General features: G+C 63.4%; 15 protein-coding genes. 6 read left to right on the top strand and 9 right to left on the bottom strand.

Annotated elements, in window-relative coordinates; all coding sequences use genetic code 11:
* Positions 1-14: 14 nt before the first annotated feature.
* On the bottom strand, positions 15-1,346 hold the full coding sequence (locus ABFA30_RS03390) for a DEAD/DEAH box helicase (protein ID WP_225790721.1): 1,332 nt from the start codon (positions 1,344-1,346) through the stop codon (positions 15-17).
* A gap of 54 nt (positions 1,347-1,400) precedes the next feature.
* Positions 1,401-2,321, bottom strand: coding sequence for a drug/metabolite exporter YedA (gene yedA / locus ABFA30_RS03385; RefSeq protein WP_225790720.1), 921 nt, complete (start codon positions 2,319-2,321; stop codon positions 1,401-1,403).
* Between the two features lie 156 nt (positions 2,322-2,477).
* Here yedA and ABFA30_RS03380 point away from each other — a divergent pair, with 156 nt between their 5' ends.
* On the top strand, positions 2,478-2,936 hold the full coding sequence (locus tag ABFA30_RS03380) for an Lrp/AsnC family transcriptional regulator (RefSeq protein WP_225790719.1): 459 nt from the start codon (positions 2,478-2,480) through the stop codon (positions 2,934-2,936).
* 43 nt (positions 2,937-2,979) lie between these two features.
* Here the strand turns inward: ABFA30_RS03380 and ABFA30_RS03375 are convergent, their stop codons facing one another.
* Together ABFA30_RS03375 and ABFA30_RS03370 are read right to left on the bottom strand one after the other, a co-directional pair.
* Positions 2,980-3,462, bottom strand: a complete 483-nt coding sequence (locus ABFA30_RS03375; RefSeq protein ID WP_225790718.1) for an NYN domain-containing protein — start codon at positions 3,460-3,462, stop codon at positions 2,980-2,982.
* Positions 3,463-3,553: 91 nt separating this feature from the next.
* Positions 3,554-4,273, bottom strand: a complete 720-nt coding sequence (locus ABFA30_RS03370; protein ID WP_225790717.1) for a DUF2076 domain-containing protein — start codon at positions 4,271-4,273, stop codon at positions 3,554-3,556.
* A 150-nt stretch (positions 4,274-4,423) separates the two neighbouring features.
* On the opposite strand from ABFA30_RS03370, the gene ABFA30_RS03365 reads away from it, so the two are divergent.
* The 3 genes from ABFA30_RS03365 to ABFA30_RS03355 all read left to right on the top strand — a co-directional run bounded on the left by ABFA30_RS03365 (position 4,424) and on the right by ABFA30_RS03355 (position 6,836).
* On the top strand, positions 4,424-5,080 hold the full coding sequence (locus ABFA30_RS03365; RefSeq protein WP_225790716.1) for a YciC family protein: 657 nt from the start codon (positions 4,424-4,426) through the stop codon (positions 5,078-5,080).
* A 61-nt stretch (positions 5,081-5,141) separates the two neighbouring features.
* The gene (locus ABFA30_RS03360) at positions 5,142-6,227 is read left to right on the top strand and encodes an endonuclease/exonuclease/phosphatase family protein (protein WP_253168024.1); all 1,086 of its coding nucleotides are present in this window, start codon (positions 5,142-5,144) and stop codon (positions 6,225-6,227) included.
* Between the two features lie 105 nt (positions 6,228-6,332).
* Complete coding sequence (locus tag ABFA30_RS03355) at positions 6,333-6,836, top strand: hypothetical protein (RefSeq protein ID WP_253081526.1); 504 nt, start codon at positions 6,333-6,335, stop codon at positions 6,834-6,836.
* A gap of 50 nt (positions 6,837-6,886) precedes the next feature.
* Here ABFA30_RS03355 and hrpB read toward each other — a convergent pair whose 3' ends face one another.
* A complete protein-coding gene (hrpB, locus tag ABFA30_RS03350) occupies positions 6,887-9,409 on the bottom strand; it encodes an ATP-dependent helicase HrpB (RefSeq protein ID WP_253091508.1) in 2,523 nt (840 codons plus the stop codon).
* A gap of 322 nt (positions 9,410-9,731) precedes the next feature.
* Between hrpB and ABFA30_RS03345 the strand changes: the two genes are divergently transcribed.
* Entirely contained in the window at positions 9,732-9,932 is a 201-nt protein-coding gene (locus tag ABFA30_RS03345; protein WP_225790712.1) for a hypothetical protein, read from the top strand.
* A gap of 228 nt (positions 9,933-10,160) precedes the next feature.
* Positions 10,161-13,325 (top strand): Mur ligase family protein, encoded by a 3,165-nt coding sequence (locus ABFA30_RS03340; protein ID WP_410045148.1) that lies wholly within the window; start codon positions 10,161-10,163, stop codon positions 13,323-13,325.
* Between the two features lie 50 nt (positions 13,326-13,375).
* On the opposite strand, the gene ABFA30_RS03335 is transcribed toward ABFA30_RS03340, so the two are convergent.
* From ABFA30_RS03335 to ABFA30_RS03320, 4 genes are all read right to left on the bottom strand, one after another.
* Positions 13,376-14,275, bottom strand: coding sequence for an alpha/beta hydrolase family protein (locus tag ABFA30_RS03335; RefSeq protein WP_225790710.1), 900 nt, complete (start codon positions 14,273-14,275; stop codon positions 13,376-13,378).
* A gap of 102 nt (positions 14,276-14,377) precedes the next feature.
* On the bottom strand, positions 14,378-15,622 hold the full coding sequence (locus tag ABFA30_RS03330; RefSeq protein WP_225790709.1) for an HlyD family type I secretion periplasmic adaptor subunit: 1,245 nt from the start codon (positions 15,620-15,622) through the stop codon (positions 14,378-14,380).
* A gap of 42 nt (positions 15,623-15,664) precedes the next feature.
* Positions 15,665-17,845, bottom strand: coding sequence for a type I secretion system permease/ATPase (locus tag ABFA30_RS03325; protein WP_410045147.1), 2,181 nt, complete (start codon positions 17,843-17,845; stop codon positions 15,665-15,667).
* Complete coding sequence (locus ABFA30_RS03320; protein ID WP_253081532.1) at positions 17,842-19,305, bottom strand: TolC family outer membrane protein; 1,464 nt, start codon at positions 19,303-19,305, stop codon at positions 17,842-17,844. The genes ABFA30_RS03325 and ABFA30_RS03320 overlap by 4 nt, the downstream gene beginning before the upstream one ends.
* Positions 19,306-19,456: the final 151 nt, after the last annotated feature.

Below are 19,456 nucleotides of genomic sequence, written 5' to 3'. Positions count from 1 at the left end.
CGGCCCCTGCAATTTCAAGACTTGCGCTTGCGCGGCCCGCTGTTGAAGCTCGGCACCTTGCGCACCGGCTTGACCGCTGGCTCCGAGAACGCAGGCTCGGCACTGTCCATCCAGCGCCCCAGCCCTCGCTTGGCGCTGTTCTCCTTCGGCTTCTTGGGCTTTTTCGGTTTCTTCAGCACCTGGCCGCTGGCATCGGTCAGCGGTACCCGGTGATCGGGAATGAAATCCGGCTCCTCGTGACGCGGCAGGGTCTGGCGGATCAGGGTCTCGATGGCCGCCAGCAACTGCACCTCGTCGGCACACACTAGCGAGATCGCCTCGCCCTTGTTGCCCGCCCGGCCGGTACGGCCGATGCGGTGCACGTAGTCTTCGGCCACGATCGGCAGGTCGAGGTTGACCACCAGCGGCAGGTCGTCGATGTCCAGGCCACGGGCCGCGACATCAGTGGCCACCAGCACCTGGATCTCGCGGGCCTTGAAGCTGTCCAGCGCGCGCTGGCGGGTGGCCTGTGGGCGATCACCGTGGATACCGTCGGCATTGATCCCCTCGCCGAGCAGGCGCTCCACCAGTTGGTCGACGCCGTTGCGCGTCTTGGCGAACACTAGGGCCTGCTTCCAGCGCTGCTTGCGCAGCAGGTGGCAGAACAGGTCGGCCTTGCGCTTCTTGTCCACCGGTACCAGCCACTGCTTCACCGTGCTGGCCGTGGCGTTGCGCGGGCTGACCTCGATGCTCAGCGGGTCGTTCAAGGCAAGGCCGGCGAGCATGCGGATCTCGTCGGAGAAGGTGGCGGAGAACAGCAGCGTCTGACGCTTGCGCGGCAGCGCGGCATACACCGCCTGCAGCTCCTCGGCGAACCCCAGGTCGAGCATGCGGTCGGCCTCGTCGAGAACCAGGGTCTGCACCTGGCCGAACTTCACCGCGTTCTGCCGGAACAGGTCGAGTAGCCGGCCAGGCGTGGCCACCAGCAGGTCGACACCACGGCGCAGGCGCATCATTTGTGGATTGAGGCTGACCCCACCGTATACCGCGTAGGTGCTCAGCGGCAGGTTCTCGGCGTATTGGCGGATATTGGCATGGACCTGCTCGGCCAACTCGCGGGTCGGCACCAGCACCAGGGCACGGATCGAATTGCTGGCGACCTTGGCGCCTTCCAGCGCCAGGCGCTGCAGCACCGGCAGGGCGAAACCGGCGGTCTTGCCGGTGCCGGTCTGGGCCGCGGCCATCAGGTCGCGGCCGGCCAGCACGGCGGGGATGGCCTGGGCCTGGACGGGAGTCGGGGTGTTGTAGTCCAGGTGCTGCAGGGTGCGCAGCAAGGGTTCGATCAGGCCGAGTTTGGCGAAATTCATGGCAATACCGTCAGGGGGTTCAGCGAAGCCGGCAGTTTACCGCAACGCCCCGCCCTACTTGCACATTTCGCCCTTCAGCGGCGCGGGCGTCTCGGGCACCTTGCGCCATTGCGGCAACCCGATCAGCACCACCGCCCCGATGATCACCGCCATCGCCACGCACTCCTCGGCGCCGATGCGCTCGCCGGCGAAGACGATCCCCAGTAGCACCGCCACCGCCGGGTTGACGTAGGCATAGCTGGTGGCCGCCGCCGGGCGTACGTGCTTGAGCAGGTACATGTAGGAGCTGAAGGCCAGGATCGAGCCGAAGAACACCAGGTAGGCCAGCGCACCCCAACCTGCGGCAGTGGGCATCTGGGTCAGGCGCTCGCCGCTGACGGCACTGCCGATCAACAGCGCAGCGCCGCCTACCAGCATCTCGGCGGCACTGGCCATGGCCCCCTGGGGCAGCGGCAGGGTCTTGCTCCATACCGAACCGAAGGCCCAGGACGCCGCGGCGAACAGGATCAGCGCCGCGCCCATGGGGCTGGCTTGCAGGTTGGACCCAAGGTTGAGCAAGCCAATGCCGGCCAGGCCAAGGAAGATCCCCGCCCACTCCAGGCGCGAGTTGCGCTGGCCGAACAGCAGGCCGAACAACAAGGTGAACAGCGGCACCGTGGCCACCGCCAACGCGGCCACGCCCGAAGCGACCCCGGCATGTTCGGCCAGGGTCACGCCACCATTGCCGCAACTGAGCAACAGGAAACCGATCGCCCCCGCCGCGCGCCATTGCGCCCAGGTCGGCGCGGGCACCCCGCGCCAGCGCAGGAAGCCGTAGAGCAGGCTGCCGGCGATGATGAAGCGCACACCTGCCATCAGCATCGGCGGCCAGGACTCGACACCGATCTTGATGAACAGGTAGGTCGAGCCCCAGACCAGGTACAAAGCCAGGAAGGCACCGATGAGCAGCAGCGGGAAGCGACGGGAGGCAGGCATGGGAAAGAACTCGAAATCCGTTTACGGGTGACTTAGTTTAGAAAGGCCCCTGCGCAAACTTAAGTTACAAAACAGGTTTAAATCAGCCGTACACTTTGCAAAGCATGGTTGTAAGACCACTTTTCCGTCGATTACAAAGTGACCACTGGAAGTGCCATGGACAAGTACGATCGCATGCTCCTCGCCGCCCTGCTGGAAAACGGCCGGGCCACCTACGCGCAACTGGCGCGCCAGGTGAATCTATCCGCCCCGGCGGTGGCCGAACGGGTGGCCAAGCTGGAGGCCAGCGGTGTGATCACCGGTTATTCGGCCAAGGTCGACCTGGAGAAGATCGGTTTGCCGATCCAGTGCGTGATCGAGCTGCGCCTGGCCAGCCACGGCAACCAGCAGGCCTACGAAGCCCTGACGCGCATTCCCCAGCTCACCGAATGCCACCGGGTCACGGGGGATCCTTGCGTGATCATGCAGGCGGCAGTCGCCTCGATGAATGAGCTGGAGGCGCTGATCAACCAGGTCTCGCAGTTGGGCTTCAGCAAGACCTCGATCATCCTCTCCAGCGCGGTGGAACGGCGCGTGCCGCTCGATCACCTGGAAAGCAATGGCAGGAAGGCCTGAGTTGCGTGGTTGACCGTTCCAGTCTATGCGCGAATGGGCGGGATCAATGCCGCAACAACAACTGCCCTTCGATCGGCACATAGCGACTGGCAGCACGGATCAGCGATAGCGCGGTGAGCCCCGGCACGCCATAGACCACGGCCTCGGTGCCATGGCGCTGGATCACCCGCTCCAGCAGCAGGTCGAAGTCGCCATCGCCAGAGGCCAGTACCACCTGGTCGACCCGGGCGGCGGCATCGATCACGTCGAGCGTGATGCCCACGTCCCAGTCACCCTTGGCCGAACCGTCGCTACGCTGGATGAACGGTTTTAGACGCACCTCGAAACCAAGGTTGCGCAGGATCTGCTGGAACTGTTGCTGCTTGCTGTCGCCACGGTCGATCGCATAGGCCACCGCCTCGACGATCTGGCCCTGGCGACTGACATCGGCCCACAGCGCGGCATAGTCGAAATGGCAGCCGTGGGCCTGGCGCACGGTGTAGTAGAGGTTCTGCACATCGGCGAACAATGCGATTTTCTTCACCATGAACCCTCTGGCAGGTCAGGCCTGTGACGGCGGCCTTGCGTCGTGATGGGGGCGCACGGCCCCCTTGAAGGCCAGCAGTATGCCAGAGCCCTCAGACGAACGTGTCGTCGTCGGAGAAGAACCCGCCACCGTCGCTGCCATAGTCGCTGTCCATGAAGCCGCCCTGGTCATAGCCCGGGTCACCGTTGTCGGCGACCTGGCGCTGGACCTCCTGGTCGTTCCAGCCGCCGCTGTCGCTGGCCGGCGCCGGTTCTTCCTTGATGACCTCGACCACTTCCTCGGGCTGCGCGTGATGGTTGAACAGGCTGCTGATGCCCTGCGCCAGCAATACGCCGCCCGCCACGCCGGCAGCGGTCTGCATGGCACCGCCGAGGAAGCTGCCGGCGCCGCTGCGGGCGGGGGCGGCATTGAAGGCCGACGCTCCCGGCCGGTTGAAGCCCGGCGCGCTCGGCTCACGCCAGCCACCACCGGAGGCCGCCGGGCGCTGCGGCTGCGGAGCCGGGCTGCGGGCCCCTGCGCCAAAGATGCTCGACAGGAAACCGCCACCGGCATTGCTGCCACGGGTAGCCTCGAGCTGGGCCTTGGCCTGCTTCAGCTCGGCCTCGAGCTGCTTGTTCCGCTCGTCCAGACGCTCGATCGCGGCCTCCTGGACCAGGATCGCCTGGGCCATGTAGTACGGCGCCGCCGGCTGCTGGCGCAGGTGCTCCTCGATGCACGCCTGCGCCTGGGCGTCACGCGGCTGGCTTGCAGCCTCGGCTTGCTTGATGCGGCCGAACAGGCCGTCGATCAGGGTTCGTTCTTCAGTGTTCATGGGCTACCTCATACGTCAGTGGCCTGTGTGGTCGCGTCAAAGATGGGGTGCACAGCCACGCGATTCAATCATCGAGGCCGTGAAACTTTTTTCAGCAAAGGCTGTGGGCTAAAGTGACGCCCTGCTTTTTCTGCCATGCGATCCTGACCGATGAACCCGCTGAGCGTCCTGCGCGATTCCCTGTATTTTTTCCGCCGCCATCTGGCGAGCATCCTCCAGCTCTGCCTGCCGCTGGTGATGCTCGAAGCCCTGTGCACCCAACTGCTCGACCGCCAGCTGGGCGACCAGGGCTCGCCCGCCTACGGCATGCTGGTGAGCCTGCTGTTCTACCCGCTTTACAGCGCGGCCCTGATCCTCTACCTCGACACCCGCAGCAACGGCCAGGACATCGCCAAGCGCAACCTGTTCGCCCGCGCCGTACAACTGTGGCCTGCGCTGGCGCTGCTGATCCTGATCAGCTCGCTGCTGATCATGGCGGGCCTGGCGCTGTTCATCTTCCCGGGGGTGTGGATCATGATCAACCTGGTGTTCGCCGAGTACCTGCTGGTGCTGCGCGGGCTGCCGGTGGTGCAGGCCATGCGCGAGAGCGCCAGGATGACCACCGGGCACTTCATGCGCATCCTGGCCTGCGTGCTCGCCGTGCTGGCGCCGCTGTGGCTGCTCGACGGGCTGCTGCTGACAGTGTTCCCCGAGCCCCAGCCGGGCCTGCAACTGGCCCTGGACAGCCTGAGCGGCTTCCTGCAACTGTTCAGCGGTGTGGTGCTGTACCGCCTGTTCATGCTGCTGGAGAGCGAAGCCAGCGCCTGAACTGGCTCACCGACGAACGGCTCGGTTATGCTGGCGCCACCTGCACCGACAAGCCGAGCCGATGATCCGTCTACTGCGCAACGCCCTGCTGTCCCTGCTCCTGTTGCTGGCCGTGCTCTGGCTGCTTGCCGATCACCTGGGCTGGCAGCCCTCCCCCCGCGAACCCGTGGCGGTTGCCTGCCACGGCGCCAGCCCGCCGCTGCTACCTGGGCAGGCGCTCAAGGTGATGACCTGGAACGTGCAGTACCTGGCCGGCAAGCGCTACGTGTTCTGGTACGACCAGGGCCGCGGTAGCGACACCCGCCCGAGTGCCGAGGACCTGGCCTTCAACCTCGACGAAGTGAGCCGGGTGATCCGCGCCGAACAGCCTGACATCGTCCTGCTCCAGGAGCTGGACAAAGGCGCCAAGGCCACCGGTTACCAGGACCAGCTGGCCCTGTTGCGCGAGCGCCTCGCCGGTCTCTACCCCTGCGCGGTCCAGGCCTACGACTGGAAGGCCGACTTCGTGCCCGACTGGCACATTGCCAGCAACGTTGGCCGCACCCTGGCCACCCTTAGCCGCTACCCGATCGCCAAGGCCGAGCGCCTGCAACTACCCTCCGCCGCCAGCAATGCCTTGAACCGCCTGCTGGAACCGCAACCGGCCCTGCTGGTCAGCTACCTGCCGGTGCAGGGTGGTGGCCGCCTGGCGGTGCTCAACACCCAGCTCTCACCCTACCGGCCCGGCAGCGACCTGCAGCAGCGCCAGGTGGCGCACCTGGCCAAGGTCCTCGACCGCCTGGAAGGCCAGGGCACGCCCTGGCTGATCGGTGGCGACTTCAATCTCCTGCCCCTGGGCCAGTACCGTCGCCTGCCACCGGCACAACGCGGCAACTACCCCGCCGACAGCGACCTGCACCTGCTCTGGGACAAGTACCCGATGATTCCCAGCAACGCCGAGGCCAGCGGGGCCGATCGCAGCGCCTGGCTCACGCACTACCCCAACGACCCGGCCGCCAGCGGGCCCGACCGCACTCTCGACTACCTGCTGCACAGCCCCAGGTTGCAGCGGCTCCAGGCCCAGGTGCTGCAGCAGGACACCCTGCAGATCTCCGACCACCTGCCGCTCGTGGCTCGGCTGCAGCTACCGCCCCATCGCCGCGACTGAAACGACTCTCGAAGCAAACCTTCCTTGCGCCATCGATCCCCGTCGGCCGCCAGAATCGCCGACGGTGCAGCACGGTGCTGCCATCGAATGGACAAGGAGACTCCCATGACAGACGCTCATGAACCAGTGCTCGTCGCCGAGACGATCGAAGCATTTCGCGGCAAGATCTACATGCTGGTCGATAACCGACGGGTGCCGCTGCGGCTCAGCCGTAGCACCGACAAGTTCAGCTGGGGATTCGCCCCGCAGGATGATTGGCTGCAAGCAGGCGGACAGGCCGACTCCCCGGTCTTTCATTTCACCTTCCTGTCGCAAACCGAGAACCGCCATCACTTCAGTATCCGCGGCACCGGCCGCCACGCGGACAAGAAACTGGGCATCAGCCTCAATGGCTACCTGGGGCTGTACAAGCATGCCGAGGTCACCGACTTCTGGAAGCTGGAAACCCTGAACTGGACCGAACAAGGCTTGCATTGCCGCTGGCGGGACCACCAGGGCCAGCAGGTCAAGGCCATCATGGATACCCCGCACCATGAGCCGGGGACCTACTACCTGCTGAATGTCCAGGAAGGTGAGGTCCACGAGTTCCTGATCGAGCGCGTGGACTGATCGGTAGCGCCGGGGGCTTGCACCAACGCAAGCACCCCGGCGACAGGAGCTCAGGTCCCCCTGGGCTTGGCCCGTGCCGTGGCCTCAGCTACCAGCGGGTCATCCGGCCAGTAGTGCTTGGGGTATCGGCCTTTCAGGTCTTTCTTGACCTCGGCATAGGTCGATTTCCAGAAGTTCTCCAGGTCCTGGGTGACCTGCACGGGGCGCCGCGCTGGCGACAGCAAATGCAGCTTGAGCACCTGCCGCCCATTGGCGATGCGCGGTGTGTCCGCCAGGCCGAACAACTCCTGGAGCCTTACCGCCAATACGGGGGGACGCTCGCTGTAGTCGATACGAATATTCGACCCCGAGGGCACCGAGATCGTCTGGGGTGCTTGCACATCGAGTTGCTGCGGCAATGGCCAGGGCAACAGGTTGCGCAGAATCGATGCCAGGTCGAGCTGGCCAAAGTGGCTGAGCCGGGTGACCTTTCCAATGTAGGGCCCAAGCCACTCACGTAGGGACGCCAGAAGCGCCTGATCACGCAAATCCGGCCATTCACTCGCCCCCCCGCTCTCCAGATCCAGGTCACGCAGCAGTGCCACACGTGCCTGCCACTGGCGCAGCTCGGGCGTCCAGGGCAACAGCTCGAGGCCCTTGCGCCGGATATAGTCGATCAATGCCTGGACACGGGCTTCGTCATCCAGGTTGGCCAGCGGCGCGCAAGAAAGCACCAGTTCCCCGACCTTGAGCTGTCGCTCCGCCCGCAGCACGCCTTCCCGCTCGTCCCAATCCAGCGCGTCCACCTGGCTGACCTGCTCTTTCAGGACCGAGTCGAACAGCGTTTCATCCAGATCCGCCGCGAGATAGATACGCTCGTCCCGTTGCCCCTGGCGGCTCCCCAGATCAGCGATCACCAACCAGGGGTGTTTCATCAGCGCATCGCTCTCTGAGAACAACGCAGCCCGGCCATTGGTAAGGCGGTACTCCGCGCCACCGGCGCGCCGCTGTCGTGCAATGCGATCAGGGTAGGCAAGCGCTAGCAGGCAGCCCACCCACTTCGGGTTTGCAGGGTCCGGCACGCGGTCAGCCGTGGGCCCACGCAAGAACGAACGGTATTGCCTGGCCAACTGCTTCGCTCGCTGGGCGCTCCCCTGCCCGCCGCGCTGGGCGCGTTGCTCTCCAGACAAGACAGCCAACCGAGCGTGCAGGTCGGCCCCGCCGCCGCGCTGGATATCCCGCTCGCTCAGCAAGGCCGCGATATCGCATGCCAGATTCGTCAAACCCAGCTCATGACCACGCAATAGCAGGTGGGCCAGACGCGGATGAGCGGGCATCTCGGCCATCGCCTGGCCATGCCGGGTCAATTGTCCATCCGGTTGCAGGGCCCGGAGCCGGCGCAATAGATCGCATGCCTGGGCAAAGGCCGCAGCCGGGGGAGCATCGAGCCACTTGAGCTCGTCCGGCTCAACGCCCCACCGCGCGAGCTGCAGGGCCAATCCCGCCAGGTCGGCCTGTTGAATCTCCGGCGAACCAAAGCCCGCCAGTTGCTCGTGCTGGGCTTCGGACCACAAGCGATAGCAAACCCCCGGCTCGAGCCGCCCTGCCCGCCCCGCCCGCTGCGTGGCACTCGCCTTGGAAATACGCTGTGTGTCGAGCCTGGTCATGCCACTTCGTGGATCGAACCGGGGCACACGCTCAAGGCCTGCGTCGATCACCACGCGCACGCCGTCGATGGTGATGCTGGTTTCCGCGATGTTCGTGGCGAGCACCACTTTGCGTTTTCCAGCAGGGGCTGGGTCGATTGCCGCTCGCTGCTGGTCGAGATCAAGTTCACCATGCAGTGGGCAGAGCAGGATGTCTTGAGGGTCATCGAGGCTGTCTTGCAGGCCAGTGAGGACCCTACGGATCTCTGCCTGGCCGGGCAGAAAGACAAGCATGCTGCCGGTCTGCTCTTCAAGTGCATCGAGGCACGCGGCGATGACCCGGGGCTCGATGTAATCACCCGGCTGCTGTGGTTTGCTCCAGACCGTCGTGACCGGGTACATCCGGCCTTCGCTGGTCACGATGGGGGCATCGTCGAGCAGTCGGGAAAGCCGCTCCCCGTCCAGCGTTGCCGACATCAACAGGACCTTCAGCGGGACATCATCGCGAAAGAGTTCGCGCCCATTGAGCGTGAGCGCCAAGGCCAGGTCCGCGTCCAGGTTGCGAAGGTGGAATTCGTCGAAGATGACCAGGCCCACACCATCCAGCGAGGGGTCGTCTTGCAGCCTCCTTGCCAGGATCCCTTCGGTCACGACTTCGATGCGTGTCTTCGGGCCTACCTTGCTTTCAAGGCGGATACGGTAACCCACCGTCTCCCCTACACGCTCGCCGAGTTCAGCCGCCATCCGCTCGGCTGCGGCGCGTGCAGCCAGACGCCGGGGTTCGAGCATGATGATGGTCTGCGCCTTGAGCCAAGGTTCGTCAAGGAGCGCCAGCGGAACGCGAGTGGTTTTACCGGCCCCTGGCGGCGCCTGGAGCACGACCTCGTGACGTTCCCCGAGGGCTTTCAAAAGGGCCGGCAAGGCGGCATCGATGGGCAACGAACTCATGATTACTCCTGCAACAAGGCGTGCAGTATACAAAGGTTCATTGACCATTCGACGAGACCGTTCGCCAACAGAACGAATGTCTTCGAAACTTGTGGACATTCACTCGCGGCGGCATGAGTGCGGTTGGACAAGGCACTCATATGGGCACACCGATTCAACACATGATTGCCTACACGCGCTTTAAGTCATGTAGAAAATCTGTCACGGTTGAATTATAGTCCCCACGGAGCCTCGGAAGTTCCATGTCAAGCCTCATATTCATCAGGCACTGGAGAACCGACCGCAGCATGAGTATCTGCTGCGGAAGAGAAAGGAACCGCACATGCACAAAAAGACCGTTCGCCTCACGATCTTGATCGATCTGCCAACCAAGAAAAAACTAGAGGATCTTTCTGCGACCGTCGACCTCACCGTATCGCAGATCCTCAGGAAGCTCATAAAGAATCACCTGAACGAGCATGAGCAACCCAGCGGCTTTCCCCCCAAGGAAAGAGCCCAAGATGATTCGCTTCCGCTCAACTAGAACGGAAGTTCCATTTCAAGACTCAACAAGACTGCTCAACGTGCTTATTCATGTATAAGTGCATGCCGGTCTTTTATGTGACGAAGCTCACACTCACACTTTGCAACGCCAGACCTTGCTTGGACGCAGGAAGGCCTTAATGTTCAAAGGCGTGTTCGAATACCGAACGAGATAATGTTCACATAACAAACAACCTGTCTTCATCCGACATTGACAATGGATTTTCTTATGTCTTTGAAACAGCAACTAACAGCGTGTTACGATTTTTTAAAACGCCAGACAGCAGCGCTCATTGCCGATGCCCCGCCGGCCTGTACGCTGTTCTTCTCCCTCAGCGACAGTAGCCAGCGCGCCAAGGTGTTCCACGTCACCGCGGACAGTTTCGAGACCGCCTGGAGCCAAGCACTATCAAAGTTTCCGGCGCTGCAGGCCTCGCCCGGGCAGGGTCAGCCCTCCGGGCCGCTGTGGCTCCGGGTCGAGCGTGCAGTCAACCTCACCACGCTGACATGGGCGCAATTGCAGGAGCGCCTCAAGCGCCACAAGCGCAACTACTTCCGCTATGGTATCGCCTTCGACCAAGGACTGGAGATCGCCCTCACCGAACAGGAAATCAACGCCAACGCCATCCTGTACGGCGGCTCCAGCATTCCTTGTGCCAGCTTCAACCTGGGCAATTTTTCGGTCTACGTGAAAAAACGCTTTGCCGGTTCGCCAGCGCTGGCGGCAGCCCGATACGCACAAGCCCACCCCGAAGCCCCCGTCTACCTGTTCCAGACCCAAGGTGTTTTTTGTGCCGAAGACGGTATTGCCCATGCCCTCAACAGCAATGGGCCCGATGTCGGACGACGCAAGACGGGCATGCTGGACGCCGGCCAGGTGCGGGAAAGCATCGTGACGGCTGCAGGCTTTCTCTCGCGCCAGGTCAAGGACAGCGGACAGTTCGTCTACGGCTATTTCCCCTGCTTTGACCGTACGATCCAGAACTACAACACCCTACGTCACGCCAGCACGGCCTATTCCATGGTCGAAGCCTGGGCGCTGACCCAGGATGACACCCTCGGGGCATCGATAGGCCGTGCCCTCGATCACCTCACGCAGACGCTGATCAAACCCTACACCCTGCCCGATGGCAGCGCCGCCGCTTTCCTGGTGGACACCGGCGACGAAATCAAGCTGGGGGGCAATGCGGTCTGCCTGCTGGCCCTGGTGAAATACAGCGAAGTCACCGGCAACCGCGACTACCAGCCGTTGCTCGAAGCGCTGGCCAATGGCATTGCCTGGATGCAAGACCCGCAGACCGGCAGCTTCGACCACGTTCTGCATGCCAGGGACCTGAGTGTCAAAGAGCCCTTCCGGATCATCTACTACGACGGTGAAGCAGCATTCGGGCTGATGCGCCTCTACGGCCTGACAGGCGACAAGCGTTGGCTGCAGGTCGTCGAAAAGGCCTTCGATCATTTCATCGCCAAGGAACACTGGCGCGCGCACGACCACTGGTTGAGCTACTGCGTCAACGAGCTGACCCATTACCGGCCAGAGGAAAAATACTTCCGCTTCGGCCTGAACAACTTCATCGATTACCTGGGCTTCGTGCAGCAGCGCATCACTACCTTCCCGACCCTGCTGGAACTGATGATGGCGGCACAGCAGATGCTACAACGCCTCGAGCAGTTGCCTGCACTGCGTCACCTGCTCGAGGAGGTCGACCTGCAAGCCTTCTACCGAGCCTTGCACCACCGCGCCGGGCATTTGCTGAACGGTTACTTCTGGCCGGAAATAGCGATGTTCTTTGGTAATCCGGCACGCATCGTCGGCTCGTTCTTCATTCGCCACCATGCCTTTCGCGTGCGTATCGACGATGTCGAACACTATCTCTCCGGGCTCATTGCCTATCACCGCTACCTGCTCGATGGCGCACCGCAGGTCCACTGCGCCCTGGCGCAGAAGCAGCATGGCACCGGCGGCTGGCACTGGGATGCGGCAAATGTCGTGCAAGCCACCGGCGGCACTTGGGTGGTAGCGCCTGCGGCGGATTGGCAAGCCAGCGGGCTGGCCCCGTCCATGTCGTACTTCAAACCGCAACGCATGTTGGTCAGGCATCCGGGCAAGGTGGGTGTCAATGAGACCCGTTTGGCGCGCCTGTGGGCCAAGGCCGCCCCCCACCTGCGCCCGTCGGCCTTTGTCTGCGTCGACCCCACGCCCTACCTCGACGCCGGCCTGCCGGTGCTGCAAGTCCCCGACACCGCCGATGCCATGCTGCACCTGGGGCGCTACGCCCGGCGGACCTTCGGCGGCCAGGTATTCGGGGTAACCGGCAGCGCCGGCAAAACCACCGTGGTGGCCATGCTCACCCATGCCCTGCAACAGCTCGACACGGTGGCGCAGACCGAAGGCAACGCCAACCTGCCCCACGGGATCGCCTGGAACCTGGCCTGCATGACCGACCCGGCACGCTTCTGGGTCCTGGAAATGGCTGTTGGCAGGATGCCCATCAACTCCGACCTGGTTCGCCCCCACATCGCCGTCGTCACCAGCCTGGCGCCGGCGCACCTGGAATACCACGGCACCCTGGCCAACCTCGCCCTCAAGAAAAGCGCCATCTTCAGGTCCATGGCGCCCGGTGGCCATGCGGTGCTCAACCGCGACATGCCGCACTACCAAGTGTTCGCTGACGCCGCCAAGCGAGCGCAATTGAGCGAGCTCAGCTACGGCGAGCATACCCACGCCGACCTACGGGTGATCGACTGCCACGCGACAGCGTCTCACCTGCTGGTCAATGCCAGCCTTCGAGGTACGCCATTGCGCTTCACGCTGCGTACCCGCGGCAGGCACATGGTGCTCAATGCCCTGGCGGTGCTGGCTTCGCTGATTGCCGCTGGCTTGCCCATCGAGCAGGCACAAGCTGCCCTGGAGACATTCGAGGCGGTCGACGGGCGCGGAAACACATTGACCATCCCCTGCGGGGACGGCGACTACCAGTTGATCAACGATGCCTACAACGCCAACCCGGGATCGATGGGGGCCTCGTTGAGAATGCTCGCGGAACTGCCTGGCCGGGCCAATCAGCGCGTTGCGGTCCTGGGGGACATGCTCGAGCTGGGGCCAGAGAGCCAACGCTATCACCTGGACCTGGCCGAACACCTGCTGGCGGCAGCGCCACGGCATACCCTGCTCTGTGGGCCGCTGATGCATGCGCTCTATGTGCAGGTACGCGACCGCTTGAGCATCGAGTGGTTCGAGGACGTCAACGCCCTGCTGGACAAACTGCCCGAGCATGCCGAACGCTGGTTCCACAAGGGCGATTGGGTGCTGGTGAAGAGCTCTGGCGGCACCGGCCTCTCGCAATTGGTCGACTCACTCACCCACGCCCAACAACGTGTCGCGGCGCTCTGACGGCACGCCTTGAAGCTTGAAACAAGGACTCGCAGGAGTGGGTCCTGGTTTCAAGGCTGGGCGCACTGGGCCGCAGTCTTCAGCCCGATATCGTCGCGCAGTTGATGAAACGCCGGGCCGAAAGCCGGCGCTTCGATCAATCGGGCCTCGAGTCCCGCATCGCGCAACGCTTGGTAGAACCTTTCCTGCAAGACAAAGGGGGAAACCTGGTCCTTGCGGTTACCTATCAAGATCAAGGGGCGACCAGGCACCCGGGCAATGCCATCGATGTGCTGCAAGGGATCATAAGGATGCAACAGGCCATTGGTGTCGCGCCCATCGCGGGCGGGCAGGCCTTTGCTGCGACGAATCATCTGCGCGCGCTCGAGCAGGGCGAACGCCCCTGAGGTCATGACCGCGCATTTGACATCCTTGCGCCCCAACGTCATCAGAGCGGCCACCACCGTCGCCCCGCCGCTGTGCCCGAGCAGCACGAAACGCCCGATGGTATGACGCTGGCGCAACTGGTCGAGTGCCGCATCCAATGCCTGGAACTCGCTGGCCTGGCGGCGCTGCCCATGATTGCCACTCGAGCCATAGGTGCCCGGCCGCGCGACAATCACCACCGGTACGCCGGCACGCCGGCTCAGGGCCGCCGCCTGCTGGTCCTTGGCCCGCAGGGTATTGCCGGCAATGGCCTGGGGCGCACGGTGCATTTCGATAGTGCGATCACCGTGAAACATCACGATCACCACCGGCGCTCCCTGGAGCGGCGAAGCACTGAAGTAACGGATACAGGCCTGGCCACTGGCGAACTCGACCCACAGGGCCGAGGCTGAATCGACGCAACGGACCTGGTCTGCCGGGGTGTTCCACAGCAGCGGCGAATCCTCCACGCCCCGGGCCAACAGAGGTGCACTGAACACCAGGACCAGGCATGACAGCCAGCGCACGACGCTCGATCCGAACATGCGATCACTCCCCCACAGACAGAACATCACTCATTGATTTGGCCGAGAGCTGGAAGCTGCATCTTCTCTGTGCGGCAACCCGCCCCGAAGGCTGGGAACCGCCTAGCGCTCGCGCAGGGCTTCACGCGCCCTATTCATGGGTTTGATCAGGTAATCGAGCACGGTCTTGCGACCGGTCTTGATATCCGCTGTCGCGATCATTCCCGGCACGATAGGAAACGCCTTGCCGGCCTTGTTGTGCAGCTCGTTGTCGTGGGTACGAATGAACACGCGGTAATAGAACACCTCGGGTTTGACTTCGTCCTGGATGGTATCGGGGGAAATCGTCACCACCTTGCCATCCATGCTGCCGTAGATGGCGTAGTCGTAGGCCGTGATCTTGACCTTGGCGTCCTGGTTGGGGTGGATGAACGCGATGTCGCGAGGTGAAATGCGCGCCTCGATCAGTAACTGATCGTCCATCGGCACGATCTGCATCAGACGGCCATTGGGAGGAATGACCCCGCCGATGGTAGTGACCTCGATGTCCTTGACGATCCCGCGCACCGGCGAGCGCAATGTCAGGCGCGAAACCGAGTCGGAACGCCCCTTGAGGATCGACGACAGGGTTTGCACATCGGAGTTGGCCTTGGCCAGCTCCTCGCCGGCGCGCACCAGGTACTCGGAGCGGGACTGGGTGAGTTTGAGCTCGAGCTCGGATTTTTGCCGTTTCAGGCGCAGCACCTCGACGTTGCTCGCGGCACCGACACGGGCCAGGTTCTCGGTGATCTCCAACTCGCTGCGCACCAGCGCCAGGGAGGTCCTGACTCCCGCTTGAGACTCTTCGAGCCCCTTGCGCCGGGTCTGGTACAGGTCGCTTTCGGCCGCCATCAGCGCTGGATAGGCCTTGAGCTCCTCGGGAAATGTCAGCGCGGTGCCATTCACTTCCGCCTGCAACCGGGCAACGCTGGCCAGGGCCGCGCGGTACTTGGCCGCACTCTCGCCGAAGGTGGACTCAGTCTTGGTCGGGTCGAGCTTGGCGAGGATCTCGCCCTGTTCGACGATATCCCCTTCGGCCACGTTGAGCTCGGCAATGATGCCCCCCTCCAGCGATTGGATGACCTGCTCGCGCGAACTCGGAATGACCTTGCCGGTGCCGGTCGACACTTCGTCTATTTCAAACAGGTAGGCCCATATCCCGAACGCCAGCAGCATCAATGCCAGGTACCAGACGATACGCATCGAACGCACCACCGTCGCGTCATCGAGGCTGTCGTCGCGGGACAGGTCGTCGCCCTGGGACGCATCGAGCAGAGGCACCTGGACCTGCCCCTGGCGCCACCTCGAAGCACTCATTTCATTGGCCATCAGCGCTATCCTTCTGTGCAGTCAATTGCATGGGCAGCCGGCTCACTGCACCGGGTTCCTGGGTTTGGAAAGCCGGGCAATGGCGTTGTCCTTCGTGTCATCGATCACCACCGAACCGTTGTCGACGACGATGATGCGATCCACCAGGCTGAGCACGCTCATCCGGTGCGTAGCGATGATCAGCGTGCGCTGCGCACCCCATTGCGCCAGGCTCTGGATCAGCTTGCGCTCGCTGACATCGTCCAGTGCCGCGGTAGGCTCGTCCAACAACACGATCTGCGGCTGGCGAATGATCAGCCGCGACAGCAACAGCGACTGCCGCTGGCCACCGGAGAGGCCGAGCCCACCTTCCAGAATCATGTGGTCCATGCCCAGCGGGAGCTTGCTGATGAACTCCAGCGCCCCGGTCAGCGCCAGGGCGTCGAGAACCTCCTGGTCGCTGGCGTGGGGCGTGCCCATCACCAGGTTTTCCCGCAAGGTGCCGTGGAACAGCCGGGAGTTCTGGGTCAGCAGGCCCACGTCGCGGCGCACATCGGCCGGGTCGATGTGACCCAAGCCGACGCCATCCAGCGTCAGCGACCCTGAGCTGAGATCGATCATGCCGGCCATCGCCTGCAGCAAGGTCGATTTGCCCGCGCCATTACGGCCAAGCACCGCGATGCGCTCGCCTGGAGCGATCTTCAAGTCCTTGACCGTCAAGGCCGGCACGGGTGCATCCTCGCTGTACTTGAACACCGCCTGCTTGAACTCATAGTCGCCACGGACCACAGGCAGGTGCACACGCTTGCTGCCATCGGCCTGGTCGACCGGCATCTGCATGATCCGATGCAAACCCTGCAGGGCCACCTTGGCCTGTTGCCAACGCGTCAGCACGACGGTGATCTGCGACATCGGCGCCACCATGCGCGAAGCCAGGATCGATGCAGCGACCAGGCTACCGGTGGTCATGTCGCCCGCCATCACCATTGGCGCACCGAACACCACCACCACCGCGAATACGCCGCCCTGCACGCTGTGCGTCCAGGTCACCAGCCCGTTGGTGAGCGTGCGCAAGCGCAAGCCAGCCTCGGCAGCGGTCGCGTTGTAGTGGTTCCATTGTTGCTGGAAACGCTGCTCGGCCTGGAGCATCTTGATGTCTTCCAGGCCTTGCACAGTCTCCACCAGCATGGCGCTACGCAGCGAACTTTCACGCATCGACTGGTTGGCCAGCCTGGCCAGGCTGCGCTGCGACAACACCCCCGGGATCAACAGCAACAACACAGAACCAAGCGGCACGGCCACCAGCGGCCCGGCAATGAACCAGTAGATCACCAGGAACATCAGGAAGAATGGCAGGTCGGCCAAGGCGCTGGCGGTGCTCGAGGTAATCAGCTCGCGAAGCTGTTCAAGCTCGCGCAACTGCGAGATGAACGAACCGGTGGATTTCGGCCTGGCGCTATTACGCAGGCGAATGGCATGACCGAAGACCAGGTCCGACACCCGCATGTCTGCGCGTTTGCCCAGCAGGTCGGTGATCCGCACGCGTGTGATGCGCAAGATGAAGTCGAAAGACAACGCCAGCATCACCCCACCGAACAGCACGTAAAGGGTCGGCATCGACTCGGCTGGCACCACACGGTCATACACCTGCATCGAGAACAGCACCCCGGCCAACCCCAGGACGTTCGCCGCCAGCGACGCCAACATGACATGGCCATACGGGCGCAAGTCGCGCAGGATGATGTTCCTGAACCAGCTTTTCTCGTAAGGCTTGATGTAATCGTCGACCCGGGAATCCCTGACCGCTTGCGCCGGTCGCAGAATCAGGACCTTGCACACGGCATTGACCAGGTCCGTACGGTTGATGCGGCTTTGCAGGCCCTGGTCACCGCTGTAGACGATCCCCAGTTCGTCGTCGCTGATCGTCTGCAGCACGCCGATCTGGCCATCGTCGAACTGCAGCACCAGGGGCAGGCGCCGCTGCGCCAGCAGCGCGGGGGTGAAGGCGACGATCTTCAGACTCAGCCCAGCCTGGCGCGCCATCTGGCGCAGCACCTGGTCGACACTCGCCCCTTGGCTCCACTGGCTGGCGATGCGTACATTCTGCGCCGAGCAATCCAAGCGATTGTGCCGCGCGACAGCCAATATCGCCTCCAGCCAGCCTTCGTAGTCGAGCGCGTTAGCCACCTCCAAGGTCTGCGGGTCAGTGGTGCTCGGGGTCGCAACGTTCACTGCATCGTTCATGGTCGAATCTCCACACCTTGGATCGTACTGCTGTCCAGATTGAACGCCGTGCGCAGGGCGCTGCTGTTATAGAGGCACTCGATTTCCAGGCGATGCAGGTCGGCGCGGGTGTTGGCCCGATCCATGGCAGCCTGGTGGATTTCCTGCTCGGCGTTCAGCAGGTCGAGCAGCGGCCGCGTGCCCAGCTCGAGGTATTGCTGGCGATACAAGTCGCGGGTTTCGGAAATGCTGCGCTCACGAAAATCCAGTGTCGACAGCCGCTGCTCGAGGCTGGAGGTCTGGTCGCGAGCCTCGAGCAAGCCCTGGCGCACGGCCAGGCGCGCGGCATCGTTGGCCGCCTCGGCAGCCCGCAGCGCCTGAGCGGCCGCCGATTTGCGGGCCGTGATGGCGCCGCCTTGGTACAGCGGCACCTCCACGTTGATGAAGATCCCGTAGCGCGTGCGATCACGCCCGCCGACAGTGCCATTCTCATCGTTGCTGTCCAGGTACTGGGTCAGCGAAGGATCCAACGAAACCGTCGGCAACCCCTCGGCCCGCGCCAGGGCAATTTGCGCCTGGGCATCGGCCTGCTGAGCCTGAGCGATCAACAATGATGGTGTCAGCACCTGGTCAGCATCGATGCCTTGGCAGGACTGGCGCAGAGCGGCAGGCATCGCGGTGCTGACACTGACTGGGGCCTGCGTACCGAGCAGGTTGCCCAGGGCCGTGCGCCAGCGCTTGTAGAGCGCGGTGTACTGAAGTTGCGTCGCAATGGCTGCCTCGACCCGCGAGCGAGCCTGGATCATGTCGGAGCGGGTGCTGGCGCCCATATCGCTGCGCTGCTGGGCCAACTCGGCGATGGCCGTAAGCCCCTTGACCTGCGCGCGAGAAATGTCGAGCAACGCCTGGTAGCGCTGCAGTTCGATCATGGCAAAGGCGGTATCGCGCGCCACCTGGTCAATGGCCAGCAGGACCGCAGCCTGCTGGCCATTGACCCGGGCCACTGCGCTGTCCACCGCACTGTCCACCTTGCCGAAGTCATACAGCATCTGCGAGACCGACAGGGTGAAGGTCTGGCTTTGACCATTACCGGTCAGGCCGCTGTCATAACCGCTGTTGAAACCGCCACGAATCTGCGGGTAATAACCCGCCCGGGCGATGGTGACATTGTCATGTTGCTGGTAAAGCTGACCGATCGATTCTGCAATGGCAGGATGCCAGGCAACGGCCAATTGGATGGCACGCGACAGGTCGAGGTTGTCGGGCACCACATTCCTGGGGGCGGCCACCTGGCCGGCACCGAATGAGTCACCCGGTAAATGCTTGCCCACATCGCTTGGGCTGATGGAATTGATATGTTCGGGTTCGTAGTCACGTGTCAGTGCCACGGCCCTCTCGATATTCAATGGTTGTACGGCGAAGACCAACAACGCCACAAACAGGAACTCGAACCGATCCTTGGGTTTCAAGTAATGCTCCATTATCAGCTTGGGCTGAAAAAGATTGGCGCTTACTTGCCATGCAGCCCATTCGGTTTCAGGAACATGCACGGCATCACTCAACGTCAGGGTGTAACGCCCGGGCGGTGAGCAATACGCCGCCCTGGCGTTACGGTTGATGGCTAACGGAATG

The organism is Pseudomonas sp. HLMP (assembly GCF_046365545.1).
GTDB classification, from domain to species: Bacteria; Pseudomonadota; Gammaproteobacteria; order Pseudomonadales; family Pseudomonadaceae; genus Aquipseudomonas; species Aquipseudomonas guariconensis_B.
This window is presented reverse-complemented; position numbering and strand designations above follow the sequence as displayed.

What these genes read in the sequence shown, in the direction of transcription:
- hrpB (WP_253091508.1), bottom strand. Translation starts at nt 9,409, where the DNA reads ATGAGTTCGTTGCCCATCGATGCCGCCTTGCCGGCCCTTTTGAAAGCC.
- ABFA30_RS03320 (WP_253081532.1), bottom strand. Translation starts at nt 19,305, where the DNA reads ATGGAGCATTACTTGAAACCCAAGGATCGGTTCGAGTTCCTGTTTGTG.
- ABFA30_RS03375 (WP_225790718.1), bottom strand. Translation starts at nt 3,462, where the DNA reads ATGGTGAAGAAAATCGCATTGTTCGCCGATGTGCAGAACCTCTACTAC.
- yedA (WP_225790720.1), bottom strand. Translation starts at nt 2,321, where the DNA reads ATGCCTGCCTCCCGTCGCTTCCCGCTGCTGCTCATCGGTGCCTTCCTG.
- ABFA30_RS03380 (WP_225790719.1), top strand. Translation starts at nt 2,478, where the DNA reads ATGGACAAGTACGATCGCATGCTCCTCGCCGCCCTGCTGGAAAACGGC.
- ABFA30_RS03365 (WP_225790716.1), top strand. Translation starts at nt 4,424, where the DNA reads ATGAACCCGCTGAGCGTCCTGCGCGATTCCCTGTATTTTTTCCGCCGC.
- ABFA30_RS03340 (WP_410045148.1), top strand. Translation starts at nt 10,161, where the DNA reads ATGTCTTTGAAACAGCAACTAACAGCGTGTTACGATTTTTTAAAACGC.
- ABFA30_RS03345 (WP_225790712.1), top strand. Translation starts at nt 9,732, where the DNA reads ATGCACAAAAAGACCGTTCGCCTCACGATCTTGATCGATCTGCCAACC.
- ABFA30_RS03335 (WP_225790710.1), bottom strand. Translation starts at nt 14,275, where the DNA reads ATGTTCGGATCGAGCGTCGTGCGCTGGCTGTCATGCCTGGTCCTGGTG.
- ABFA30_RS03325 (WP_410045147.1), bottom strand. Translation starts at nt 17,845, where the DNA reads ATGAACGATGCAGTGAACGTTGCGACCCCGAGCACCACTGACCCGCAG.
- ABFA30_RS03355 (WP_253081526.1), top strand. Translation starts at nt 6,333, where the DNA reads ATGACAGACGCTCATGAACCAGTGCTCGTCGCCGAGACGATCGAAGCA.
- ABFA30_RS03360 (WP_253168024.1), top strand. Translation starts at nt 5,142, where the DNA reads ATGATCCGTCTACTGCGCAACGCCCTGCTGTCCCTGCTCCTGTTGCTG.
- ABFA30_RS03370 (WP_225790717.1), bottom strand. Translation starts at nt 4,273, where the DNA reads ATGAACACTGAAGAACGAACCCTGATCGACGGCCTGTTCGGCCGCATC.
- ABFA30_RS03390 (WP_225790721.1), bottom strand. Translation starts at nt 1,346, where the DNA reads ATGAATTTCGCCAAACTCGGCCTGATCGAACCCTTGCTGCGCACCCTG.
- ABFA30_RS03330 (WP_225790709.1), bottom strand. Translation starts at nt 15,622, where the DNA reads ATGGCCAATGAAATGAGTGCTTCGAGGTGGCGCCAGGGGCAGGTCCAG.